Below are 26,256 nucleotides of genomic sequence, written 5' to 3'. Positions count from 1 at the left end.
GCGGCGCCTGTGCATCACCCAAAACCCAAGTATATATGAAAAAGATCCTCTGTGTATGTATAACCATCCTCACCGTGCTGGGCGCCCAAAGCGCCTATAGCCAGAAGGTGATGCTGGACGAACCCGTCAAAGCCGGGCCGCTGACAGTATTCCCGGATGTGTCGGATAAAAACGCTTACTACTACGTTACGGATAAGCCAAGCATCGCCACCGCCGCAAACGGTAAACCCAAATTCTCGTTCCTGAAATATGTTGACAATAATGCCGCGAACAAGGAAGGCGACGGGGGTGGTCTGGTGCACGCTGTCGTGGTACTCGAAGTAACCGACGAGCATCGCAAGCTGGCCGAGCGCGAGCTGCAACGCATCAAGCCTGGCGCTATACTAAAAGGCCCCATTCTGTTTACGGATGGGACGATCGCATTGATCTCCTCCATTGCAAACAAAGACGGCGAGTTCACCAAGCAGGTACTCGGCATCGGCAAAGCGCCTATCCTCGACGGCCACCAGGCAGCCATTTCCGTTTTGTTGAACAAGCAAGGCGCCAAGATCCTGTGGGAGTCTTTCAAGACACCGACGCCCGACATGAGCGTTTCGTTCGAGATGACGATGCAGGGCTACCGTTCGCCCAAGCGCGTGAAGATCGAAGCCAACTTCGAGCAAATCTATGAAAGTACAGTCTTTCAGGCGGCCGCCGCGATCAACGGCCCGGTGCTGTTATCGGGTGAGATCAATTCTACTTTTGAAGACATGCGCAAAAGCGGTGCTATCAAAGTAGAACAATATGGAGAGGATGAAGATCTCGAGAAGGCACTGGAGACAGCTTATAGCAAACTTACTTCAATGATGTTCGATCCAGCCTCGGGTACGGGTTCTCCCAACCTGGGCCAGCTGGGCGCATCGGCTGGGGTAGGCGGCACGAGCCTGCTGGACCGCGCCACCACCCGGCTGAACGAAGAACGCAACAGTGCCCGCACCCAGAACGCGGCCATCCGTGCGGAGAACCGTACCGATGCCGACCGTCGAAACGCGGCTGCCACCACTACCTCTACCGCAGGCACAACGTCTACCGCGGGTACGAGCACGACATCGACCACCGGCAGTACCACCACGGGAGGAACCGATGCCTCGCTGCGCGACGACGTACGCATCGGCCCCCGCAGGGCGATGGACGTGAGCGCCGGGTATACCGGGGGGAGCAACGTCAGCGGGCCGGCCGAAATCCCACAGGTAGACGTTCCCTCGATTTCCATTGTGGCCAGCTATCAGATGAAGAAGGTCCGCCAATCGGGTAAGTTCAGCATCGACCTGAACAAATATACCGTCGACAATCTGGTGATGCGTTTCGATGAAAACTTCGGACAGATCAAATGCACCGACTGCTTCCGCGAAGCGAACCTGGAAGATCCGCTCTATGTACAACGCGATGTTTTTGCCTACCTGGATGGCTTTAATTCCGAAGACTTCGGCAAGTATATCAATTTCGCCAACGTCACGGTTCGCAAGAAGCACGAAGGCGGCGATGTGACCAACCAGGAGATCCGCATCGACAAAACAAACTTTAACACCACCGGCAATACCTTTAAGGTGATCTATGGTTGGAAAAACGACGGCGACCGGGCCAAGTGGCTGGATTATGACTATAAAGTGGCCTGGAATTACTTCGGTGGCTTTACCGAAGAATCTCCGTGGATCACTACCAGTATGGGCTCTGTACCGGTCTCGTCGCCGTACGTGCGGAAGATGGTCGATATAGAAGCCGATCCGGCCGTGTTTGAAGAAAAAGGCGTGCGCTCGGCGGAGGTGAAAGTTACCTATACGCTGGGAGGAAAAGAACAGGTGCGCAACTTCCGCCTCGATCCAAAGAAGACACTCTCCGGTCAGATCGACCTGCTCATGCCTGCGCAGGCACTGGCCTACGAATACGAGATCAACTGGATCCTCAAGACCGGTAAGACCATTAGCACCGGCAAGCTGCCGGGCACGAGCTCTCTCATCTTTGCCGATAATTTATAACGCTCCACCATGAAAAAGCATATCAGAAATATAGTCCTGGCGCTTGCCGTGACAGCCGGCATCATGCCGGTGTTGCGGGCGCAGCAAATCATTGTTTATTTTCACGGGCCTACTGCCGCGATGACGACAAACTTCACCGGCGCAACAGCCTCGTATATACAAGCGTCGAATTGTGGTGCAACCTCGTATGGGTTCTCACACGTCGTGCTGGATAACCAGACGGCGCCGATCTTCCGGAGCGCCTTCGCCGGCCTGAAGATCGTACAGACCTACGACTCGCTGACCAACGCCAGCTCCATTCTCCGTCGCCGGCTGATGCAGCTCCGCAGTATGTCCAATGGCCTGGTCGACACGGTCGAGATCAATCTCTATGACGACCGTGCCGGTATAGCGGCGCCGGGCCCTTGCAAATGCCGCGATAAGATCGGCGGCGTGTTCGGCGTCTGGCCGTGCGCCAGCAGCGAGCGCAACCATACTACCCGCGTGTACAAAGGCTGGGTGATGCTGGGCGAGCTCGCCGCCAATCACATCATGGGCACCAGCTCTCCGGATTGGTGGGCCTGGTATAAAACGGTTGTACACGAATTCTCGCACACGCAGTTCGCGCTCGAGTACGATGCCTCCAACCGGATTGTTCGCAATAAGTGGGGTAACAATGGCCTCGCGGTATCGTATGGCGGCGACAAGGGCCACTGGGGCGACGAGCTGCAGGCGGACGAACAGTCGGCGCTGGACGAGGGGCTCGCCACTTTCTGGGGGTTGGAGCGCCACACCAATGGCCGCAACCACCTGTTGAATTGGTTGAACCGGAACGACTCACGACTTTTCCTGGGCAGCCATTCCTTCCTGACCGGTGTGCCGGAAATGTGGAACCGGCCGCACGTGATGGAGTTTACAACGACAATTCCCGCGAACCGCGAAGTGACGCCGCCGCATCGCAGCACCATTACGCTGGTGAACAGCTATATTGAAACGGGTGCACGCTATGAGCTGAGAAGTTACCGCTGGCTGGATGTACCCGGCAAATTTGTATTCTACAACGAGATGATGTTTCAGGCCTATGCCTGGTTCTTCTTCGACCAGGGGCTACCCAGCCGCACGGAGGCGTTCGATGTAATGATGCGTGCCTGCCAGGTAATGACACCGCCCAACAACAGGCTGCGCTATCCGGGCATTCTGGCTACGGCGCTGGCCAGTGAGCTGGAAGCGTACGCAGGCACCCCCGCGGGCAGAGCCGCCGAAACAAACCACCGCCTGGTGTCCAGTATGTTTGCGTATGCCCTGTATGACATCGTGACGCACTTCGATATAAGCGATGCCGAGCTCACCCAGCGATTTAGCATCAGCAGGTCGCTGTCGACCGCTACGCCGCCACAAGCCCTTACACAATACTTCACACACCGCGCGGCCGTCAAACAACTGGCCTGCCCGCACCTGGGTGGTCCCAACTGTGTGGGTACCGGTACAATCAACTTTGCCCGCGCAGTCACGGAAGTGAAGAATTACTTCACCGACTCCAGCCGCATACTCCGCTAGCCACACGCACATCCCATCGTCACGCATAAACGATATTCCTATGAAAACGAATCTTATATACTGTCTGTTCCTGCTGGCGGGGTGGCTCGGTGCTCACTCCTCCCTGGCGCAGCCGGTCTTTATCGATCAACCCATACAATGTGGTGAGTTACTGGTCTTCCCACACATCACAGACTCGACCAAATATTATTACCTGCCGAACAAGCTCCGGCTGGGAGAAACAATATCCGGTCTGCCGCAGTTTTCGTTCCTGCGCTACGTCCAAAACGTCAAGACCAAGCCCGGCACCGACCAGGTGATCGAGGGCGACGGTGGCGGCATTGTACACGCGCTGGTTCAGCTCAGCGTGCCGGAGTCTGAGCTGTCACGCGCGCAAAGTATGCTGCGTAGCAAAACCAAAAACAAAGAAGCTGTAATCGTTGGTCCGATTGTCTATAAAGGTGGCACCTTCGCGTTAGTCTCCTCCTTCGCCGAAGAAGGTTCGGACTTTACGAAGAAGGTCGTCGGTGTCGGGCGGGCTCCTGTATTTGTGGGCAACAAGGCGGCCTGCTCGATCCGACTGACGAAGCTCGGTGCCAAGATCCTGTGGGAGTCGTGTAAGACGCCCACTCCGGATCTGAGCTTCTCCTTCGTCATGGACTTTGCCGGCTACCGCTCGCCGATGCATGCGCGTGTGGAAGTAGACTGGGACAAAGTGTATAAACACGAAGAGTTTAATGTAGGTGTAAAAGTTGGGTTCCCGCCGTATGTCAGTGTGGGCGCCGATATCAAGGCCGCGTTTGATGAACTGCGCGAAGACGGCACCATCAAAGTGATTAATTTCGGCGCCGACGATAAGATGGAGGCTATGTTGGATGCAGCCTACAAAAAGATTCTCGATATGATGTTTGCGCCATTCTCCATGCCGCCCGGTGGTGAAGCATCCACGATCGAGCAGATCGCGAGCGGTATGAATGCCGTTGCCAACGGTATTCGCAGTGGATCGAGTATGGTCAGCCTGAACTTTGCGTATGAATTAAAAGAACAAAAGAAGTCAGGCCACTACGTCATAGACCTGAGCAAAGCCACGATGGAGACTATCAACTTCCGCTTCGACGAAAATCTGGGCAGCGACGTTGCGCAATGCAAAGACTGCTTCCGGTCCGTCAACCTCGACGATCCGTTCTACAAACAACGCGAGCTGCTCGTATCCGTCGACGGCTTGAACTCCGACCAATTTAGTAAGTATATCAACTTCGTCACGGTCAGCATGAAAAAGACACATGCCAACGGCGCGGTTACCTACGATGAGCTACGCATTGCAGAGAAAGAATTTAAAGATGCACAAGGAAATCCGTTCCGCCTGTTGTATGGTTGGAAAGACCAGGGCGACAACGACCGCGACAAGTGGCTCACCTACGAGTATCAAACCAAGTGGAGCTTCTTCGGCGATCATACCGTGCAGCAGGACTGGACGAAGTCCGATCAGTTGGGATTAAACGTGGCGCCGCCATTCCACCCGGTAGCGGTGAGTGTCGAAGCCGACCCGAAGCTGTTGCAGGAAGCCCAGATCCGCCTGGCCACCGTCAAGTTCTATTACGACTATGGCGCCGGCCTGAAAGAAGAGCAGGTAACGATCAAAGGCACACAGCAAGTGCCGGCTGCGCTCGCAGAGTTTATGCTCAAGCGTGGTAGCTACGACTATGAATACGAGATCGTTTGGCGCCTGATGGGTAGCAAGACGTTGTCCTCTGGTCGTAAGAAGTCATCGGATGCGTTGATCTACGTCGATGAAATTCCTGCCGATGCAAAAGTATTGTAACCCCCTTATGCGTGTACTTGGGTTGTTCCTGGTGTTTTGCACAATGGCCATGCACGCAGCCATGGCCCAGGAGCAGGAGCTAAAGCCCGTGGACGATTCGTCCACGGCGCTTGGCTCTCTGTTTGGTGGTAATGCATCCGGCATCACCGCCGTCAAGGTGGTGGCCAACACCGAGCAGAGTATAACCCTGCAGGTAAGCGTCAAAGGCATCCAGGGCGACGCTACGGCGCTTAGCGGTGCCGTGCTTAACAAGCTCAAGAAACCGCTGGCGGACGTGGTCTGCGAAAGCCGCAAGCTTCCCGCCGGTGATGGCACGGCCGAGTTGAAGTTCCAGTTCAAACAAGGCAACGGCGCCTATAAAAGCGGCTTCCTGGAATCGTATTTTGTCTCGCTGACCCTCGCCAGGAAAGAAGGTATACTCGGTAGCCTCGACCTGGGCGACGACGTGTTGGGTGACAACACGGTCTACGCCTTTCAAAAGAAATGGCGCGTGAGTGGTAGTGCGTCCATGGTCATCCCGGTAGTACTCATGCCCTTTAAATCGGCCGCCACCCTTAAACCGTAAAAGTCATGAAACGATATGTAACGATACGCTTCCGATTCTTGCTGGCCCTGTTGCTGCTCACGGCGACGCTACAGGTCGAGGCACAGGTGAAGGCTGAGCGCTCTGTATCCAAGAAAGTTATGGTAGCGCCAAAGCGAGCGCTGAAAGAAACCGGTCCGGTGATCAAGACACTACCCGGCAACCAGACGCCGCCGTCGCAACAACCTTCGACGCCCCAAAATCCGTCCACGCAGCCACCGCCGCCAACACAGCCACAAGGACAACCCACCGTACCCTCAAAGGAACGTCGTGGTCCGGCCAATATACCGTTCTTCCTCACCAGCCAGATTGATGCAGACCGCGAATTCAACGCGCCCGACGTGCTGCACGTGTTCAATACGGTATACCGCGACGCGAACATGCAGGCCGGGTATTATTACTTCTTACCGGCATCGTATAACCTTAGCTGGACCTCCGGCACCGGCAAGTACGACTTCAACGCCACCTACAGCGCGGCCAATGCCAACGGCAGGGGAGAGACCACGGTCACCGCGATACTCAAGCCCAAGACCGGCAGCCGGGAGCTGAAGTTTGTACGCGAGCTCGTGGAAGGCAACATCAACGGTAAACCGGAGGCATCCTACGGTGTGACCGACCTGATCGCGATGCCCATGGCCCAGGCGCCGGAGATTGCATTCTCCAACCTCGGTCAGTTTGGTGTAGAAACAAAAGACATTTCCATCCGCGCCCCATCCGACCTGATGGATCCCATCTATATCTCGTTTACCACGGGCCGTATAGACGACCTCATGGGTATGTTCTTTAACAACATCGGTTTGTATGGTGATGTAATTGTCTACCCGGCAGGCGAGGGTATGCCGGCTTCCATTCGTATACCGTTCAACCTCAAGATCGACGACGCCGGCACCTTTGGGCGCTTTGAGCTTTTACCGGAGAACTGGCGCACCGGCTGGCAGAACAAAACCGACTTTCCCGTGGTGCTCACGCACTTCAATGTACTGAAGAAAGAACCGACCGGAAACTTCAAGATCTATACCTGGCAAACGGGAGATCCCGAGGTACCGGAGCAAGCCCGCGTGAAGTTCGACGCATCACGTGTGCCTGCGTGGATCGATCAGGATGCCGGCGTCGTCAAAATGTGGATGGATTACACCGTCAAACCATGCGTCGCCTGTAACAACACGGTGAAAGAAAAGATCATAAAAGGCACCAGCGGCAGCCGCGTACGCAACATCGACGTCACAATACTCACACCGCTCGAGTTCACCGCGGGCCAGATGCTCAAAGTTCGCATTCGTTCGTTCCAGGCAGACCCCAACGGTCTATCGAAGGCAGATCTGCCCACGCTGACGATCACGAAAGACAACACCACCATGTCGGGTGGCCAGCTCTTTGTGCCCGATGGGGCAACACCAGACTTTGAATACATGCTGCAGGTATTTATGCCCGACGGCACACGCTATGAGTCTGACCAGTGGAAGAAAGCCAGCGACCTGGACATTGTGGTCGGCACAAGCCAGGTAAAAGAAATGATCAGCCACTTTAAATAATCCCAACCGCATACTCCCATGAACCGAATATATAGAACCTTCTTTTCCGGCGTACTGCTCCTGACAGCTACTGTCGCGACCGGGCAACAGATAAACCGGGTAAAAATCATACGCAAGGCAACACCCGTCAAAACGGTCCCGGCAACAACGGTCGATACCACGCGCAGAAAATCCTACCACATTGTCCGCGCCACACCGGCAACAAAGACGGCTGTGAAAGACAGCCGAAAGCAATGGGCCGTCGATACCAAGCTCAAAGCCAGCGGCATGTTTATCTTGCCCTACAAACCGCTAAAACCACAATCCGGCGCAACCGCACCCACCAATACCGAAGTGCAAGGTCCTAATCTGACCCTGGGCAAAGACGTATCGATCTTGCTGGGGGGCAACGGCTTTGAATACTTCCTCGACAAGCTCAACATCTTCCGCGAGGTGTATGAAGACAAGAATCCGAACGCCGGTTATTTCTATTATCTACCGAAGAGCTATAACATGAAATGGGACCGTGGTACCGGACAGTATTCATTTTATGTATACTACCTGTCCGCGGACGCCGAGGGGCGGGGAGAGGTTATCGTTACAGCCGAGCTCACCCCCGGCGTGAGCCAGGACGACATTGCTCTGGCAGAGACATTGCTGAGTAAGAAGATGAAGCGGGAGATCCGCCTGCGTCCATTGCCGTTGAGGGATACGCCGAAAGTATCGTTTGGCAGCGCGCTCACCAACTTTGATGTAAAGCCTGAGAGTGTCAGTACCAACGTACCCACCGACTTTCTCGAACCCATCATTGTGTCGTGGAAGATGGAGCGCCGGGTAGACGACCTGGTCGGCGCCATGATGAACAACATCGGCCTCTCCGGCAATGTCGACTTCTTACCACACGCCGAAGGCGATCAGGCCATATCCGTGCCGGTGCGCCTCAAGGTCAACGACGATAAGACTTTTGGTAAAATGGAATATACTCAGGCCGATGGCCTGCTCAATGGATTCCTAAACCCGATCGACTATCCGGTTGTATTGCGCGATCTGGTGGTCATGCGAACAAAGGCATCCAAGGAATTGACCATCGAACGTATCGCGCTGGCCTCGTATGAGGTAGCGCCGCAGGAAACCTTCTCCTCCTTTACACCGGAGGAGAAAGACCGGGTATTGAGCGGGAACAACATCACCAAGCTTTGGGCAGAGTATAGCATCAAGCCGTGCAGCCCGTGCAACGAACAGGTCACACAGAAAATACTCGGGGGGACTTCTACCAGCCGCGTGAAGGGTCTTGAAGTGCAGGTATTAACGCCCCTCGGGTACTCTGGTGCCAACAGCCTTAAACTGATGATCCGCTCCAAACAAGGCGACCCCAAAGGCACCTCGGAGGTAATGTTGCCGATCCTCACGGTGACCAAAGACAACCAGACCCTGGCCGGCGGCGAACTGTTTGTAGCCGAAGGCGAAGATTTACAGTATCAATACCAACTGGCCCTCATTCAGCCTGACGGAGAAACGCTGATGAGCGAGTGGGTAGACGCTTCCGATCCTTTTATCATCGTGGGTGAGGATATGATCCGCAAACATTTTGACGTGGAAACATCGGCCGACGAGCCGGTACAACCTGTAGTAACCGATGGGCAATAAAATGCGAATGATCGTAGCAACGCTCCTGGCATGCTGGCTCACCACCACGACATGGGCGCAGCCTGTTGCCACCCCGAAGCGTACCATCGGCGACCTGGAGATATACCCGGATTTCAAAAACCGGAATCTATTCTACTACGCGCCCGGCAACCTCACGCTGGCACAGGAGCAAAACGGCAAGCCCCGCTTTCAGTTGTTGGAGATGCGTTATACCGGTACATCGGCAACCGGCAACCAGGGCGAAAAGCGATTTGCCAACGTCGTACAGTTTACGGTACAGATGGAAGAAGCCTCGCGCGAGTCGTTGCAACAGGCTCGTCAACAGCTCGGCGGCACACGCATTGACTTGCGGCCGCTGCCGATACGCGATGTCGAGGCGTTTGTCGTGGCGCCGGTCGGTGGCCAGCAGGAAAAGAGCGGCTATCGGCGTATTGGTAAAGACGGCAGCTTTCAGGCGGAGAGCGACAAAGGATCGTCCGGGCGGAGCAGTTATTGGACCGAGCGCACCTTCACCCTGAAACTCGAGAACCACGAGGCGCAGTTGCTGTGGGACCAGGTACAGCAGGACCAACTGGCGTTGAGCCTGGGGTATGCGTTCTATGCAGATCTGCTGCCTGCCAGGACCGGCGATGTCGAGGTAAAACATAACGGCGACGTGTCTGAAGCCTTTGAAAAAACCGTTACGCCGCTTCTCACAACGGATACACTACCAACATCGTCGGTCGTACGGGCCGATGCCTTTGCCATCCGCATCAACACCAAACAATGGCCGGACGTGCTAAAGAAGATCGACCTGAACGAAGGTGTCCCGCCGGCCTATGCCGCCCTGGAAGTTCGCTGCTTTGACTTCACCGAAGACTTGCGCCCCGACCTGGCCATTAAAGCGATAGACATTGTTGCCACCGGGGTAGGTGGACAGCAGGTTACACTGCCCGCGCAAAAGTTTCTTAGCAGCGAGCCCGATCTGTGGGCACGCCAGATCCGTTTTCCCTACGCCGTGAAGCTCTCCGCACCCTACAAGTATCGTATTGTAGAATATACCCGTGAAGGCACCAAACAAGTATCGGAATGGATCACCGCACCGTCGTGGAGTACACACCTGGATATTACCACGCCGGCCGCTACGAATGCCTTTGCGCGTCGCGCGGTAGACCTGGAGGTACCGCTGCAAGACTTTGAAGCACAAGGCATCAGTCGTGCCGACGTCATCGTGCGGTATACATTCCGCAAGAAGCCAACCGCAACACTTGTTACTTTTCAGACCGGCGATGAGCTTCCGTTAAAGCAAGCCATCTTTAAATATGATCGCGACCAGCCCGTGGCGTGTGCCATTCGGTGGACTTTTTCCGACGGAAAGACATTAACGGGGAATAATCCCGTTGTAGGTGCAGACGATTACCTGTATTTTGATATACCCAAGGAATAGTCCTGGAAAAATAAAACCCTAACCCCATGTTCCGGAAAGACCCCTCTCTTTCTCCTGTCACAAAGACAGGTATCGTTATAGTACTGTTGATGCTTTTATCCATTGGATACAAACCTGCCTATGCGCAATGTGATAACAGCATTACCACCACACCTGCGATGCCGCCGCCGGGAGAGCTCTGTAATCCATATTCGTTGACCCTCACGGTGAGCGGTCCCGGTGTACAAAATACAGACTCCTTTAGCTGGATCATAAACGTGCCGGAACTACCGATGGGTACACTCGCAAGTCTAGGACTGACCGGCACTCCGATGGGCACAAGCTATAAAATCACGGGCCAGCCCACGGTCTTCGGCAATTTTACACTGCAAGTAACAACCCAGTGCGCCGCGGGAAATTGTTTTGATTGTGGAGCTGGAAACAACTGCACCGGTTGTCGCGATCACATCACGCAAAATATTCCGATACAGGTCACCAATGGCGCCGTCCGGGTTCCCGTCGATGTTGTACTGGTGCTGGATATGTCGGGCAGTATGATGCAGATTGTGCCGGGCAGCAGTAGCCTGAGCAAATGGGCGGTGCTGAAAGAATCGGTGCAAGCCTTCCTCGAAGCCTATCGCGCCTGGGGCGAATGCAGCGATCGCATTGGCGTTACCTATTTCGACGATACACGTCATGACTTTAAAACGCCCCGTGGCATGTACGTGTTTAACCATGATACGACTCCCATGCCGCTCACCGGCACCGGCTCGATACAAGAAGATATGAATGCCAAAGGTCCCGCTGGCCTTACTTGTCTTGGTGGTGGCATCATGGAAGGGTATAGCTTTCTGGATGCCATGCACCCGAAGCGCAACATGATTATTTTTACCGATGGCATGCAGAACACAGACCCCATGGTGAGCGAGGCACCGGGCACAAACATGGTGATCAACGACTACGGTATGCGTCCGGATGGCACGGGCTTTACCGGCCCGCTTCCCCTCGACCTGAAAGCGCCGGGCATCAAGTTCCGCAGCTACACCGTCGGTATCGGCGACAACGCCCTGAACGGCCTGCTCGGCAATATCGCGCACGCTCCGACAGACAACGACTTTGACGGCGAGTCCTTTCCCATCAACACAACAACGAATCTCCCCGCCAACCTGGACATGTCTTTCAGCCAGACCTTTGTCGAAAACCTGGCACAGTTCAGTCCCCAGCTACTCGACATCCGTCGTATCCAGCTTGTGCAAGAAGCCTCGACGATCTTTATAGCAAATCCGTCTGCCGACAAAATAATGCTTCGCATAGTAGCCGATCCAGCCATTCTCGCGAAAGCACGCATACAAATTGAAAAGGATGGCAAAGACTTTTCTTCCCTGGTGCGGACCACTGGCTCGATGTATCGCACCTTTGTCATGGATACCATCCGGATCAGGCGCTATGAAACAACACTTCCCGGAAAATGGACCGTACGCATTACCGGTCCCTCGGGTCTTTACCAGGTGACGGGGATTGTCAACGATGAAAAGATAGACGTCACAGCATCCCTCGGACACAAGTCATATGCTCCCGGTGACGCCGTATCACTCGAAGCACTATTGCAATACAAAGATCAGCCGCTGAATGGCGCACATGCCCGCGTATGGGTAGCGCGCCCCGGACAAGACGTAAACGATCTCTTCGCGCAGGCAGGAGCCGTAAACCCGCGCGATTTCCCGGGCGAAAAAGGAAACGATCCCGGCCAAACCAAATACGAAGCCCTGCTCGCCTTTGACAAAGCATTCACGGCCGCCTTGCAACCGACGATCGACTCGGTATCCCTGACGGGCGCTGCCGGCAAGTACACCGGCAGCTATAACAATACACAAGCCTCCGGCATCTATACCTTTATCTTCCGCCTGCAAGGCAACGACCCGCAGGCCGGCGAGTACGAGCGCTTTGTGCTTCGCACCGCCGTGATCGACTTTGGCGAAGCCGATCGCCAAAAGACCGTAATTCGCACCGTCAGCGCCAATGCACAAACCGTGCTCCAGTTCATTCCCAAAAACAAATTCGGCAGCCTGCTCGGCCCCAACCGCCTCAGCCAGGTACACATACTCCTCGGTGGTAAACCTCTCACCCTAACCGACAGGCTCGACGGTAGCTACGAAGCCACTATTCCCGATTCGCAACTAGACGGCGACCCCAAAGTAACGATCACCATCAAAGACGAAACGTACTACGAAGGCCCTTATTCCGACCTCGCCGGCACCGGCCACAAAAAACACCTATGGTGGATCCTTGGCGGCGGAATCATCGTCCTCATCGTCCTGATTCTTCTGTTTCGCCGCAAACGCTAACCTCAAAATATTTTTCACAAAGGCGGTAACCACTTTCAAACGATCCTGACAAAGGGGTGAGTTCATTAAAAACCCAAGACCCATGAACACACTCACCTGTTTTAGTAACACTTTCCGGAGGCTGCAATTACTCCGGAACTATTTGCTCTGGACCCCATGGCTGCTCGTATCCGGCTGTGATCTCGCCGTCATTGAACCTTCCGACGGGAAGTTGAAAAGTGACTTCACGTTCCATGTACAAGACCCTCTCTGTAATGCGAACTGTTCAGTCAGCTTCACCAACGCCTCCAAAAACGCTGCCACCTATGAATGGGACTTTGGCGACGAAAGCGCTGTATCTACGTTACCCAACCCGGTGCACGTATATGCCACCTCCGGGGCATTTCCGGTCACGCTGCGCGCCTTTAATGATAGTATCCAGCACGACACCACGCTGACGGTATATATCAATAAAACCCCGACGGCGGGCGGGTTGAAAGCGTTCCAGCACGTAATAGACATTGGAATGACGGTGCCTGAATCGCCCCAGCTCACCATGATCGACAACGTACTGACCAATGGCAAGCCCGACAAAATCATTGTTGTCACACCCGTCATGGGCGAACGCAATACCTCGGCGCTCGGAGTATATTATTGGGGCGGCAAGTGGGGAATCTTTAATGAGAACCTGAGCGGTCTGCAAGAAGGGGAGAAGTTTAACGTCGTCACCGCCGACGCCGGATCAGAAAATGCTTTCGTCCACGAAATAACACCCGCTAATAAACGATTGATACACGTCTCCACGATCGACCACCCGATGCTGAATAACCATCCCAATGCCCGTGTGTTTGTTACCCCCCTCTGGATAAAGTCCAGCGACTATATCACCTGGCCCCTGGGCGTAGTGTACGTCAATAATCGGTGGGAGATCATGAACCTGCACCAGGACGAATTGCCGGCAGGGCTCAAAATTAACGTGATCGTCAGCGAAGACGCAAGCTCCTATGTCCATACGTGCACATTCGAATCCATTGTAGGGGACTATACCCGGCTCAACAATGCATTGACCAACAATAAGCCGTCGGCACTGGTCATCACGACCTTTAACCAGGGGGCGGAGATCACCTGGCCGGTCGCCAACGACCAGGTTACCGGGCTCTGGTACGGTCCGAATGCCAACTGGAGCGTCTTCAACCAGAGTGGACAGACGATGTTACAAGACCGCAAATACAACGTGCTCGTCGTCGAGTGATCTGACTTCCTACTGGTATGAAATACACTACATGCTATTGCATGCTGGCATTGGCCATCATGCTCGGAGCCACGGTGGCTACCCAAGCCCAGAACGGATCGGAAGGGGGGAAGAAGAAAGGTGGCTTGTTTGGTAAAAAGAAAAAGGCCAAAGAAGAGACTGTCGACACCGGCGTATCGACAAGCAAGAGTCAGGCGATGACGATCAATATCGGCGGTAAAAAGAAAGACTATATACTGATCGACTGGAGTAATGCCGCGGGCGAGAATATCCCACTCAAAGACGGTCAGTTTGATTTGCAGGCAAAGATTTTTTCCACCACGGCCATTAAACCCGGCAACGTCGTGCTTTATCATAACCGTCAGCGATCGGGCGCACGCATGGATGTCAGCGGGCTGTACGGCCAGCAGCAGGAATTTAATTACACCAACCGCATCGCGCTGACCGAAGGCGCCAATGAGATTGTGCTGGAAGTGACGACCGAAAAACAAAACAAAAAGAGCGAACCACTTATTGTATTCCGAAAGGGACGTACCGTCACCATCCAACCGCTGGGTGGCGCCCGGGAAACACCGCGCGGTGTTGCCAGTGTATATTGGTGGACTGCCTACGACCCCGTGCTGCTGAATGGACAGCCCTATACCACGAAAGAAAAGGCGCTGCCGCTTAAGTTTCGGATACTCACGCCAAATGCCATTACACTCGACCAGGTACGCGTTATGCACAATGGCAAAGCGCTGCCCGCGGGTAGCCAGTCTACGCTGGAAAAGGACTCACAAGGCAACTTCATCTTTACCGGGCAAGTGGATCTGGCAGAGCAAGCCGGCACAAACGAAGTATACCTGGAAGTGCAAACAAACCCCGTAGCGCGTTCAGAGCGGTTGCAAGTGGCGTACAGTCCGTTCCGTCCAAACCTGCATATCCTCTGCGTAGGTACCGAAACCAACCTGGCCTACACCCGCAAGGATGCGCGCGACTTTGCCGGCGTGTTTAAGAACCAGGCCACGGCAGGCGGCAATCGCTTGTTCAGCAAGGTCATGATCGATACGCTCGTGGGGGATCAAGCCTCGGCACAGGAGATCCGTGGTACGCTGGAAGAATTTAAAGTGCGTTACTACACCGGTAGTATTGGTCCCGATGATGTCATCCTGGCGTTTATCTCGTCGCACGGCTTTATACTCGACGGCGACTTCCGCATCCAGGGCGATGACTATGCCCCCACACGGCAGCGTAGCACATCGGTATCCTTCCGACAGGAGATCGTCGGTATACTCGAGGATGTGCCGTGCAAGAAGATCATCTTCATCGACGCCTGCCACAGCGGTGGCGCGCGGGCCAACCCCGCCGACATAAACTTCGAGATCAGCAAGCTCAACGCCGTCAAGAAAGGCCTGACCGTCTTTGCCTCCAGCCGCGGTGAAGAGCAATCGTACGAAGACCCGCAATGGAAGAATGGCGCCTTTACAAAAGCCATTATACAAGGACTGACACTCGGACGCGCTGACGCCGATAAAAATCACATCGTCACGTTACACGAGCTGCACAGCTTCGTAAGCAAGGAAGTGGCGACCATCGTCAAGAAAGTAAAGAACCGCGCGCAGAACCCCGTGCTTGTCAAAGACGACCTGGGCGACGTCGCGCTGTTTGTAACAGAATAATAGTTGAAATAGATAATAACAACCCCTCACGATCATGAAACTTTTTGTAACACTTCTCGCATTAATCTCCCTGGCATGGCAGGCCTCCGGGCAGACCGTGTCTAATGTAAAATGGGAGTTGGAAAATGACGAGCGCATCGTCATCACATACGACCTCGCCAAGCAAGGCAACGCCATCTACTTCGACGTTGCGCTGAAAGTCATTATCGACAACAAAGCCATTGTACCCAAGTCCGTCTCGGGCGACGTGGGTAACTATGTTCGCATGGGCACGGGCAAGAAAGTGATCTGGAATATATTCGACGACCTGGCAGAGCTCAACGGAGAGCTGTCGGTAGAAGTATCCGCCACCAGCCCCGTGCCCACCAATACCACGGCCACAAACGCCGATGCCAACACCAAGAAGCCTGAAGAGACTGTAAAGGCTCCCGACCTGATGAAAAACCTGCCGTCGGGCGCGTCCGGTAACGGTATACCGTTCTGGGTAGGCCTGGGCGGCATTGGCGCCACAGGCGTCGGACTCATTACCAGCGGTATGAAGAGTAGCTCGGACTCCAAAGACCTGTACAATGTTTACAAGCAGAACATGGTAGAAACGGCCGTGGTATACGAAGAAATGGGCACTACTCGCAATGATGTATACGACGAAGCCAACAAAAAACACAAGACGGGAACATTTCTGAAAGTAGCCGGCGGCGCTGTACTGCTCACGGCGGGCATCATCATGGTCAACCGCCTGATTCAACTGAAGAAATTGGAGCAACGCACCGTGTCGTTCGCACCCTATCTGAACATCGACCGAAAATCAGCTCCCGGTAAAGTATACACGGCAGGGGGCTTGACGCTCACATGCCGTCTGTCGAATTAAGTATGTGTAACCCTAACATTAAATGGTATGAAATATTTCATCATAACAATATTCCTGTTGATTGCCACACTGTCCACCCGGGCACAGTCCAGTACGGTGGTGGCCCTCAAGAGCCTGCAAAATACACCCTTCTTTACGGAGTTCGCCGAATTACAGGAACGGTCGCAATCCGCCGTCCGAAACTTTAAAGTCATTCAGGATCGCTACTCCAAAGAAGAAGTCGAGAACGTGATCTATGCCTATAATTCGTCAGCCGAATATTTTAATGCTGCCTTGCGCAACATCAAAGCCGACCTGATGCACAAAGAGAAACGCAAATACCTCATTCGCTACCCGGATGCCTATTCAAAACAGGTAGAAGCCGATCTATACCGCGCCAAAGAATACTATTCCAACACGTTCCAGAAAGAAGTGACCACACTCACCAACGGACAGATTACTGGCAATGCGCTCATCGCCATGCTGCCGCAGATTTTGAAATACGCCAAGCTGGCCGTAGAAGTGATCAAACAGGTAGACAGCGAGATCAAAAAGATGAACGACGCCATACTCGAACAATACCTGGTAACCCCGTACCGCTTTAAGAACTGGGATGAGATCTAGCATTATTTTGGTATTCATCGCCGGGCTCGCGGCATACAACGGCATGGCACAGGGCCTCCTACTGAACGACGACGCATACGCCAGGGCCCCGCAGCGCGTCTACGACAGCCTGGGCGCAAAGGACGGCACCGTATTGCGTAATACGTTTAAAGTAGACCTGAAGCCCTATTGCCCCACCGTACGCGATCAGGGCAAGACTAGCTCATGTGTGGGCTGGTCGGTGGGGTATGCCGCCATGACGATCGAGAAAGCGATAGCCAATCGGTGGTCCGGTAAACGCAGCCAGATCGACGCTGAGGCGTACTCGGCCATGTTCCTATACAACCAGATCAAGCTCGGCACCTGCGACTATGGCGCCGAGCTGCACCAGGCACTCACCTTCGTGCAAGAGAAGGGCAACGTATTATACCGCGAATTTGCCGTCAGCAATGCCTGCGATTCTGTGCCCGCCATAGCCCTTCGTAACAAAGCCTCCTTAAACCGGATGAAAAGCTTCGTCGCCTTGTTCACACCCGACGCAGCCCCCGAGACCAAGATCGACCGGGTCAAGCTGGCCCTGGCGGGTAACAAGCCCGTAGTGGTCGGCATGCTCGTGCTCGAGAACTTCCTCACGCTGAAATCCACCGATGCCGTGTGGTACCCCAACATCGGCAAGACCAACATCTTCGGCGGCCACGCCATGGTTGTCATCGGCTTCGACGACACGCGCAAAGCCTTTGAAGTCATGAACAGTTGGGGCACCGGCTGGGCCAACAGCGGCTTCGCCTGGATTCGCTACGACGACTTTGCCTCGTATTGCAAATACGCATACCAGTTTGTCCTGGCACGCGGCGATCAACACTACATTGAAGGCAACCTGCAAGTATTACGCCCCGTGTTGAAAGTCATCGGCGAAGAGGATGTATCCGCCACCTTCGCCCCAGTACCGTTTACATATACCAACGACCGCTTCCGCGTGCGCCACGGCGGCGCGCTGCCGCTGGAGTTTCAGCTGATCGCCGAAGGCCTCTTACCCGACAGCTATATATACGTACTCAGCCTCGATCACGATCTGCAACCCACGGTTCACTGGCCACGAGACGAACGACTTAACCGTCAATTCGCCGCGGAGTATAACAACGCAGTCGTCACGACCGCCCAGCCGCGCATCGTACTGCCCGGTAAATACAATGTATTCTCCTTAACACAACCCGGCACGGAGTATCTGTGGGTACTGCACGCACACCAGGCAATCAAAGACCTGCCCGCACGGCTTGAACAATTCGCCTCACTGCGCGGCGATGTAAGCACCCGCGTACAAAAAGTCTTCGGCAATCAACTGATCCGCGGCTGCGAAGCCTCCTATACTGGTGACCGGATTCATTACTTCGCACCGAGCCAGGGCAAAGGCACGGTGTCGTTGTTATTGGAATTTGATGTAAAGAAATAGCCTGGCGCAAGTGTTTAGCGCCGAGCGTAAGCGTGGGCGCGGTCACTTGTGCCGTGACGAATGCCAGTCTTCAGACTGGCATCGAGGTCACGTCGTAACCGACGGTCATTAGATTGGCATCTGCCGAGGCTCCCCGCCAGTCTGAAGACTGACATCAGAATAGGTCCAAGTCGCCTCCCTTCGGTCGGAAGACTTGAACCAGAATACGAGATCAATAGTGCGACAAACGCTATTTAATATTCACCCGTATTCCCGCCGAGTGACTCGAAAACTCCGGTGCATACATACACTGAATCGTAGTAACCCCATTCGAAAAATCTCCCTGCTGCGACACGCGCAAGTCATATTCAAACACATACGTCCCCTTGGGCAAATACCCCATAAAGAAGTTCGTCGCCAAATCCCGCGGACTTTCGTAATAATAGAGCCCATCCTGATAACGATTCGTCGAGAGCGTCGAAACCGGCTCAAAGCCCGCCGCCCGCATATCTTTCAGATGCACATACTCCATCGTGCGATCCGTCCGTAGCTCGATACGAACCTTCACCAGGTCACCCACCTGCAGCGGCGTCTGCTCCGTAATCGGCGTAATCACCGGACCACGATCCGTACGCACTTCCTTAAACAGCTCCTTCTTCAACTTCAACGGCGTCTCCGCCGGCGTGATCTTGTCCAGCTGCTCAAAGTACTGCCAATAAACAGCACCCCAGGCTACGCCGTCGTCGCGCTTCGTGACATGGATGTTGCCAAACTTGCTGCTGATCTCATTTGCCTGCCAGGCCGTCTTGAAATATCCGGTGCCCGCTTCGACAGAAGCGTCCGGACGTTTCGCCGGATCAACCACCTGGTCGCCCACCTTGATATCTACCAGAGCAGTACTGGCCAGCTGACTTACACCACGACGTAGCAATGCATAACACGCTTCAGTTGTAGCCTTTGTCGTCTTCCAGTCCTGTGTTTGTTTCTGCTTCAGCAACCATACCTTCAGGTCTTCCACTGCCTTCGTGTCGTTAGCTACTTCATCGTATACCTCGATCATCAGCGCCTGAGTTTCGATCGGTGCCTGGTACCAGTAGTAACCATGCTCCACCTTCCAATACATGCCCATCTCTTCGCTGTGCAGTGCGCGTTCGTTAAACGACTTGATCATGGCCGCCGTCGTAACCTTGTCACCCGTGCGGTGCAGTGTTAAGCAAAGCATGCCTTCCAGGTAGAGGTTGTAATCCAACCAGTACTTTTTAGCCTGCCCAATGTAATAGTTATAGGCTTCCTGGGTTTGCGCAGGCACTGCTATGTCTTTGAAATAGGTGCGCGCGTACAGGTATTGAATCTGACCGTAGCCCAGGTTGTTGTCTTCGAGCTTGGCGTGCTTACGCCGCACACGGTCTTTCAGGTCTTCGTATTCCTTCAGCAACTGTGCGTCCATATACCGCAGTGCGTTTTGAACCATCGACCACGTGCGGTCTTCATTACGCACCGACCGTACGCCCATCACGTCGAGATGGCCCATACCGGTCACGATATGTTGTGTCATATACAGATCCTCTGGGCACCCTGGGAACCAGCTAAATCCACCGCTGGCCGTTTGTGCCTTCACGACCTTGTCGACGGCGCGCTCTTGCTCGTTGGCCATGCGGTTCAGGTCGAACAACAAACCTACCGCACGCTTGCGTTGGGTTTCATCCTGTGCCTGCAGTACCCATGGTGTCTCCTCCAGTAATGCCGACTTCAGCTCCTGGTTCTTCTCCAGGTTTGACAGCAGCGCGTTAGGCTGTATATTTTTCCAGGTATCAAATACCTGCTTGATCCGGGGATTGGAGTTCGCCACATGCGAAGCAATGCTGTTGGCATAGAAGCGGCTGAACGTCTGCTCCACACATTCATATGGATATTCCATCAGGTACGGCAGCGCTTGAATAGCGTACCATGCCGGGTTGGATGTAAACTCCAATGTAAAGCGTTGGTGGCGCAACGTGGTAGACTTATTCGTCAGCAACTTCTCAAAGCGGAAGTCTTTGCTTTGCTTACCACGAATGGGCAGCGGCAGGGTTTCCGTTACCAGCATACGGTTGGTCACAACGGGCAGCGTCATCTCTTCACCGTCCGAGAAGTTACCAGCTTTGGCCACCACGCGGTAGGTGAGGGCCTGCAATCCTTCCGGGATCGTAATATTCCACGTCAGGTTTGTGCTCTGATGTGCCGCTACCGAAAAGACGCGTACCGCCCCCGTGGCGAGTACGCCGGTGGCGGGCTTCATGGTCAACGCATCAAAAAATTCCAGTTGCGCTTGTCCCTGCAGCGGCGTGTCGGCCAGGCTGGTCACCTTCACCTGGAAAACCATCTTGTCGTTCTCCCGGAAGAACCGTGGTTGATTGGGCACCACCATCAGGTCCTTTTGTGTCACCAGCTGGTTTGTGACCAGGCCGGACTTCAGGTCTTGTGTATGCGCAAAGCCCAGCATCTTCCAGCGTGTCAACGCTTCGGGTATGGTAAAGCCAACGATGATCTCTCCCTCGGCATTGGTCTGCAGGTGTGGGTAGAAGAAAGCTGTTTCATTAAAGTTGGTACGGGCTTGTACCGCGCTGAAGTCTTCGCGGGGTGCTGCCGGTTCATCGGCTTTGCCACCCGGTTTTGGTGCACCGCCAAAACCGCCAACGCTGTCTTCCGCTTTTGATTCTTTTTCAGCCATAGGAGCAGCCGCAACCGGTGCGGCAGCGTCGAGCGACATCGTCGCTTCCTCCATAACGACACCTGCACTGACACCGCGAGCCGACTTCTTCAGCATCCGGCGGTCATGGTAATAGTAGAAGTTGAAACCATACCAGTTCAGGGCATCGTATCGGGGCGACTCCGGAGAAAAATGGGGGTAGCGATTCCAATCATGATCGTAAACATGCAACGACTCCACGTCAAACCCCTTGGCGCTGCTCCAATTCAACTGCGCATAAAAGGATTCAAAAAAGCTGGCCGACCAGCCATGCATACGGAAAGCATCGAGCGAGGCATCGTAGAGCGTGGCAACCATCTCTGCCGCCACTTTATCAGCCCCCTTGCCTTTAATGCGAATCTTCCATTGTTCCTGTTGTCCCGGCAGCAGCTTGTCGCGGAAGCTTTCAAACGTGATGTCCAGCGCTTTATTGGTATAGGGCACGTTTACAATTTCCGATTGATGGTAAAGTCGGTTATCATAAACAAAAGTATAGTGTATCGCCAGGTTGCCGCGGTGCGACTCCTCGACAGCGATCTTAAACAACCGTTGCTCGTCACCCAGTGTTACCCATTCTTTGCTCAGGATTGTACCGTCACGCTCCACTTCGTAGAGAACATGGATCCGTCGCACGCTGGTACCCGCCATAAACGTAGCGGTTTCACCGGGCTCTGCTGTAAGCCTGACCGGCTGGAACGTGTGCACCGCCGGTGTCGCCAGCGTCCTGGCCTGCAGCGAGTAGACAGTGAAGTATGTTAGCTCCTTTACAGGCTGACCATCTTTATCGTTGGCGGTAACCTCTAAGACATACTCACCTGTTTTCCATTTGGAAAGGTCACTGATGGCGAACGTCGTCTTCTCTGCGGTGTTAAAAGGAAGCGTCAATACAGCATTGTCTTTCTCCCACGTAAACTTGTTGCCTTCGTCTGCATACAAGTCTGCCGGGAACAAGCTGTAATACTCGTTCTGTGTATAGAGGTGGCGGTCGGGCTGTTCCCAGAGACGGGCACGGAAGGGTTTAGCCGGCGCTTTCAACGGATAGATCGTGATCGTACCTTGTGCCGTCTGTGGTTCGCCCGCCAGGTTAGTAGCGCGGATCGCTAGCTCAGGCACCTTCGTCACATCCTTGTCCAGGTTCGTCACCGGAACTTGCAGCACGAGAGATTTATAGCCGACTGTTACAATAGTGGTAGCACTATGGGTCTCGCCGTTTACGTCCGTTACGTCAGCATAGATCGTATAGCTGAATGTAGGATCTGAAGTACGGTCTACCGTCAGGTCGGGAATAGCGGTAAAGTCCACCGCAAATTTACCGGAGGCATCCGTCGCCGTTTCCCCGTGAGCAATCTCCATCTCCGGTGATTGCGGATAGTAGCCCCACCGGTAATACCACCAGTACGGGAAGTGCGCCACGCGCACCACCCGGTATTGCACCTTGGCGCCATCGATCGCGGCCCCGGAATAGGCCTGCGCTTTTCCCTCGGTATGGATCGACTCATTCAATCGGAAGGAAGCCTTGATCGGTTCGAATGTAGCTTCAAACTTGGGACGTTTATATTCTTCCACCGAGAACGACGCCTCGCCGGCGTTTTCGCCTGTATGAAGCGTCATCTCGCCGGTCAGTCCCGAGGTAGGTGCCTGGAACGTGCCGCTGAACGTGCCGTAGTCGTTGGTTGTTACCTCAACCTGCCCGCGGGGCTGGGAGTTGACATCCAGCAACGTAACGGTAGTGCGATGCTTCGGGACGATCTCCGACTTCACGCCGTTGGTACGGATCACCAATCCTTTAAAGTAGATCGTCTGCCCCGGGCGATAGATCGCACGGTCCAGGAAAAACATAACCTGTACATATTCCGCACGCGGTGGCTCCTTGTACTGGTGCAACGAGCCGTAATAATACGACTGTTGATCAATGGGCACCGTGCTGGTAAAGTCCTTGTGGTAGGTGAAGTTCGTATACAGACCGCTCAGGTGCTCATTCCGCACATACGGCACAAGTATATAGCCCCGGGGATCGGTGGTATAACTACCGACCAATACGGGCTCGTAGATGCTTTTGTTATAATTATACTTCGATCCATACACATCCGCCTTGGCGCTTGCCAGGGGCTCACCCGTCTGACGGTTCAGTACATGGAATTCGATCGTACCATCCGGCAGGTTCCGGTGGATATAGCTGATCAGCGTCACACGCGTAAAAGCATACGACAGCGCATTTTCGCCGCCCGAGAAATCCGCACGGTTGCTTAGCATGACCATGTATTCACCTTCGGGCACAGCGTCGAACTTTACCTCCAGGCTGTGATCCTGGTAGTCGCCATCGTCGGGCAAGGTAACGTGACCTGTCTTCACCGGAGCCTTGGCCAGGAAGTAACGCAGGAATTCCAGCTCCCGGTCGTTGGTCGAGCTGCGCTCCTGGCGCTTGCGCTGCGCGCGCACCTCATCCGAAGTAACGCGTATCAGGCGGTAGTGCAGGTCCTGGAAGTTGCGATAGTGCACCAGGCAACGGAAGGGCTGGCCGGGTAAGTTATTCTCTTCCAGTTTGGCGCTGACGGAATGTTGTTTGATCTGCGCCTGCAGGTTTTCACAGTACTGTGCGCCATCGGAGCCCGGGAAACGTTTCTTTACGGCTTCGCACCGCTCATATGCAATCTTCAGGTCGTTCTTATGAGTCTCGGACACCAACGGCTTGTACCGTGCGGCTGTCTCAACATAGGTCTGTGCAACGTAGTAGCTCACCAGGGCCGACACCGGTTGAGCCTCGTGTTTCTTCTCCAGCTTATCCAACGCTGCACGGTATAGCTCCAGCTTGTTGGACAAGGTTGCATGGCCGCGGACAAATTGCAGGCGCTCCAGGTCTACATCGACAAGCGCGGCAGGGTCGCGATCGTTCAGGTGGAAATGCGTGAGGGATTGCAGCAGCGTCAGCGCCTGAAACTTCAGCGAGTTCGTGTCACGTGTGGTTAGCGCGAGGGTAGCGAATGCCTGGGCATCACTAAAATACGCTTCCTGATCGAGCGTAAAAGCGTAGGCCGGCCGTGATATAGAAGGCTCTTCCGCGCCAAAGAAGTCGATGGCGCGGTGTGCTAAAAAATCATAGAGGGTAGGGCGGGCCGTGCGGCCTTTGGCATTGCCGGCGTAGACCATGTCCTGATACAGGTCAATGGGTGTGCCCTGGCTTCTGGCAGCGTCTGCCAGGGAGAGCCTGTATTGCTCGCTCGTCTCGCGAATGATCCGCTCGAGTCCCCAGGTCTCTACGTCCCGGCCTTCCTCGGCATTCGCCGTGATGTCGCTACGCTGGCGAAAGCGGTAGCGGTTGTTCTGATAATAACGCCAGTACATCTCGGCCAGCATCGAGTGCAGCAGCGGCTTGGCTGGAAATGTAGCCTGCTCCGCTTCTGCGCGAATGGATTCGAGGTTTTTCGTATACGCGTCATCTTCATGTTCGATCAACTTTACGCGAAAGAGAATAGCCTTCACCAATTGCGGCGCGTTGCTTTCTTTCTTCGCCTGCGCATAAATCGTCTCGACCGTCGTGAGGGCCGACTTCGGCAGACCTTTCTGCTCAAAATCCGCGACCTCTTTCCAGGCCTTTGCATAATCCCAAGGAGTCATCTTTTTTGTGTTTTGTGCCAGGTTAAGGTGAGCGATACAGCTCAGTACAAGTATCAGCCAGAAATTCTTCATCGCAACAAGTGTTTGATTTGTCTTCACTGCAGTCAGGATGCGCAGGCATCCTGGAATCCATACGGAAGGACACTGATTTTTTCAGTCCGGAAGATACCAGATGTTCCACGTTATCAAAATACCAGGGCGCTATCCTTTCAGGCTCAATTCGTTACAACAATTATAATAGGACGGGGCGCCGAGCCGTCGAATAGTCTTCCCATACCGTCGACCGTCAGCTGGCTACTGCCGACCGCTCCCGTAGTACCTGCTGGCGATTGGCGCGACTTTCTTTACTTTTCCACTCCAAACCGAAAAAATGGTACGATTTTTTGATTGTGGGCCCAGTATGGTAGTCCGTTACATTTGCATCATCTTCTTCCTGACGGGTGTAACCACCTATCAGGCTATAGCCCAGGAACGCCGCCTGACCGGTATTATTGCCGACAGTACGGATAACACCACACTGATCGGCGTGAGCGTGGTATTGCAGCAAGCCAACGACTCCACCCAGCGCAAAGGCGCCGTCACCGACATCGACGGTCGATTTTTATTTACCAACGTAGCCCCAGGCCGTTATGTTTTACAATATTCCTATATCGGGTACACCACACGCCAGCGCACCGTAGTCGTGCGCGAGCCCGATACGGATCTCGGCACCATCACCCTGGCGCCCGGCGTAACGACATTGAAGGGCGTCGAGATCAAAGGCGCCGCCATCCAGGTAGAACAGAAAGGCGACACCTTACAATATAACGCCAACGCGTTTAAGGTAAACCGTGACGCCGTCGCCGAAGACCTCATTGGCAAGATGCCCGGCATTACCGTTGACAACACCGGCGTCAAGGCACAAGGCGAAGCCGTACAACAAGTATTGGTGGACGGCAAAGTGTTCTTTGGAGACGACGCCAACCTCGCCCTCAAGAATCTGCCCGCAGAGATTATTGATAAGATTGAAGTATTTGATCGCCTCAGTGAGCAATCACAGTTCACCGGCTTCGACGATGGCAATACACGCAAGACGATCAACATCGTTACCAAGAAGGGCCGTAACAATGGTCAATTCGGGCGCGTCTATGCCGGCATCGGCGAAGACGGCCGGTATACCGCCGGTGGAAATATCAACTCTTTTAAAGGCGACCGCAAGCTGTCATTCGTAGGGCTGTCCAATAACATCAATCAGCAAAACTTTAGCAACGAAGATCTCCTGGGCGTTAGCAGCAGTGGTGGTGGTGGCGGCGGTGGACGCGG

Annotated in this window: 15 protein-coding genes; 14 read left to right on the top strand and 1 reads right to left on the bottom strand. The window is 54.3% G+C overall.

The genetic code is table 11. The features are described from left to right. The first annotated feature begins 35 nt into the window (after positions 1 to 35). The 13 genes from KK062_RS15405 (at position 36) to KK062_RS15345 (ending at position 18,632) form a co-directional block, all read left to right on the top strand. On the top strand, positions 36 to 2,015 hold the full coding sequence (locus KK062_RS15405) for a hypothetical protein (protein WP_254085211.1): 1,980 nt from the start codon (positions 36 to 38) through the stop codon (positions 2,013 to 2,015). A 9-nt stretch (positions 2,016 to 2,024) separates the two neighbouring features. After that, positions 2,025 to 3,551 (top strand): hypothetical protein, encoded by a 1,527-nt coding sequence (locus tag KK062_RS15400; protein WP_254085210.1) that lies wholly within the window; start codon positions 2,025 to 2,027, stop codon positions 3,549 to 3,551. Between the two features lie 40 nt (positions 3,552 to 3,591). Beyond that, positions 3,592 to 5,352: a hypothetical protein gene (locus KK062_RS15395; RefSeq protein WP_254085209.1), complete on the top strand. Its 1,761-nt coding sequence runs from the start codon at positions 3,592 to 3,594 to the stop codon at positions 5,350 to 5,352. 7 nt (positions 5,353 to 5,359) lie between these two features. Next, on the top strand, positions 5,360 to 5,917 hold the full coding sequence (locus KK062_RS15390) for a hypothetical protein (RefSeq protein WP_254085208.1): 558 nt from the start codon (positions 5,360 to 5,362) through the stop codon (positions 5,915 to 5,917). 5 nt (positions 5,918 to 5,922) lie between these two features. Beyond that, entirely contained in the window at positions 5,923 to 7,467 is a 1,545-nt protein-coding gene (locus KK062_RS15385) for a hypothetical protein (RefSeq protein WP_254085207.1), read from the top strand. Between the two features lie 18 nt (positions 7,468 to 7,485). After that, positions 7,486 to 9,093, top strand: coding sequence for a hypothetical protein (locus tag KK062_RS15380; protein ID WP_254085206.1), 1,608 nt, complete (start codon positions 7,486 to 7,488; stop codon positions 9,091 to 9,093). A 7-nt stretch (positions 9,094 to 9,100) separates the two neighbouring features. Further along, entirely contained in the window at positions 9,101 to 10,519 is a 1,419-nt protein-coding gene (locus tag KK062_RS15375) for a hypothetical protein (RefSeq protein ID WP_254085205.1), read from the top strand. Positions 10,520 to 10,545: 26 nt separating this feature from the next. Next, complete coding sequence (locus tag KK062_RS15370) at positions 10,546 to 12,843, top strand: vWA domain-containing protein (protein ID WP_254085204.1); 2,298 nt, start codon at positions 10,546 to 10,548, stop codon at positions 12,841 to 12,843. 82 nt (positions 12,844 to 12,925) lie between these two features. Then, the gene (locus tag KK062_RS15365; RefSeq protein ID WP_254085203.1) at positions 12,926 to 14,074 is read left to right on the top strand and encodes a PKD domain-containing protein; all 1,149 of its coding nucleotides are present in this window, start codon (positions 12,926 to 12,928) and stop codon (positions 14,072 to 14,074) included. A gap of 17 nt (positions 14,075 to 14,091) precedes the next feature. Further along, a complete protein-coding gene (locus KK062_RS15360; protein ID WP_254085202.1) occupies positions 14,092 to 15,732 on the top strand; it encodes a caspase family protein in 1,641 nt (546 codons plus the stop codon). Positions 15,733 to 15,766: 34 nt separating this feature from the next. Next, on the top strand, positions 15,767 to 16,600 hold the full coding sequence (locus KK062_RS15355; protein ID WP_254085201.1) for a hypothetical protein: 834 nt from the start codon (positions 15,767 to 15,769) through the stop codon (positions 16,598 to 16,600). A gap of 27 nt (positions 16,601 to 16,627) precedes the next feature. Then, positions 16,628 to 17,203, top strand: coding sequence for a hypothetical protein (locus KK062_RS15350; RefSeq protein WP_254085200.1), 576 nt, complete (start codon positions 16,628 to 16,630; stop codon positions 17,201 to 17,203). Beyond that, positions 17,193 to 18,632 (top strand): C1 family peptidase, encoded by a 1,440-nt coding sequence (locus KK062_RS15345; RefSeq protein ID WP_254085199.1) that lies wholly within the window; start codon positions 17,193 to 17,195, stop codon positions 18,630 to 18,632. Before KK062_RS15350 ends, KK062_RS15345 begins: the two co-directional genes overlap by 11 nt. Before the next feature lie 229 nt (positions 18,633 to 18,861). Here the strand turns inward: KK062_RS15345 and KK062_RS15340 are convergent, their stop codons facing one another. Next, the gene (locus KK062_RS15340; protein ID WP_254085198.1) at positions 18,862 to 24,954 is read right to left on the bottom strand and encodes an alpha-2-macroglobulin family protein; all 6,093 of its coding nucleotides are present in this window, start codon (positions 24,952 to 24,954) and stop codon (positions 18,862 to 18,864) included. Positions 24,955 to 25,324: 370 nt separating this feature from the next. Between KK062_RS15340 and KK062_RS15335 the strand changes: the two genes are divergently transcribed. Then, positions 25,325 to 26,256, top strand: a 932-nt coding sequence (locus tag KK062_RS15335; RefSeq protein WP_254085197.1) for a carboxypeptidase-like regulatory domain-containing protein, incomplete at its 3' end; no start/stop codon positions are given.

This window comes from Dawidia cretensis, assembly GCF_018598175.1.
Lineage (GTDB): Bacteria > Bacteroidota > Bacteroidia > Cytophagales > Cyclobacteriaceae > Ohtaekwangia > Ohtaekwangia cretensis.
The sequence above is the reverse complement of the archived record's forward strand: the minus strand, read 5'-3'. Positions and strand labels throughout refer to the sequence as shown.

Coding starts and splice junctions, on each gene's coding strand:
- KK062_RS15405 (WP_254085211.1), top strand. CDS start 36: ATGAAAAAGATCCTCTGTGTATGTATAACCATCCTCACCGTGCTGGGC.
- KK062_RS15400 (WP_254085210.1), top strand. CDS start 2,025: ATGAAAAAGCATATCAGAAATATAGTCCTGGCGCTTGCCGTGACAGCC.
- KK062_RS15395 (WP_254085209.1), top strand. CDS start 3,592: ATGAAAACGAATCTTATATACTGTCTGTTCCTGCTGGCGGGGTGGCTC.
- KK062_RS15390 (WP_254085208.1), top strand. CDS start 5,360: ATGCGTGTACTTGGGTTGTTCCTGGTGTTTTGCACAATGGCCATGCAC.
- KK062_RS15385 (WP_254085207.1), top strand. CDS start 5,923: ATGAAACGATATGTAACGATACGCTTCCGATTCTTGCTGGCCCTGTTG.
- KK062_RS15380 (WP_254085206.1), top strand. CDS start 7,486: ATGAACCGAATATATAGAACCTTCTTTTCCGGCGTACTGCTCCTGACA.
- KK062_RS15375 (WP_254085205.1), top strand. CDS start 9,101: ATGATCGTAGCAACGCTCCTGGCATGCTGGCTCACCACCACGACATGG.
- KK062_RS15370 (WP_254085204.1), top strand. CDS start 10,546: ATGTTCCGGAAAGACCCCTCTCTTTCTCCTGTCACAAAGACAGGTATC.
- KK062_RS15365 (WP_254085203.1), top strand. CDS start 12,926: ATGAACACACTCACCTGTTTTAGTAACACTTTCCGGAGGCTGCAATTA.
- KK062_RS15360 (WP_254085202.1), top strand. CDS start 14,092: ATGAAATACACTACATGCTATTGCATGCTGGCATTGGCCATCATGCTC.
- KK062_RS15355 (WP_254085201.1), top strand. CDS start 15,767: ATGAAACTTTTTGTAACACTTCTCGCATTAATCTCCCTGGCATGGCAG.
- KK062_RS15350 (WP_254085200.1), top strand. CDS start 16,628: ATGAAATATTTCATCATAACAATATTCCTGTTGATTGCCACACTGTCC.
- KK062_RS15345 (WP_254085199.1), top strand. CDS start 17,193: ATGAGATCTAGCATTATTTTGGTATTCATCGCCGGGCTCGCGGCATAC.
- KK062_RS15340 (WP_254085198.1), bottom strand. CDS start 24,954: ATGACTCCTTGGGATTATGCAAAGGCCTGGAAAGAGGTCGCGGATTTT.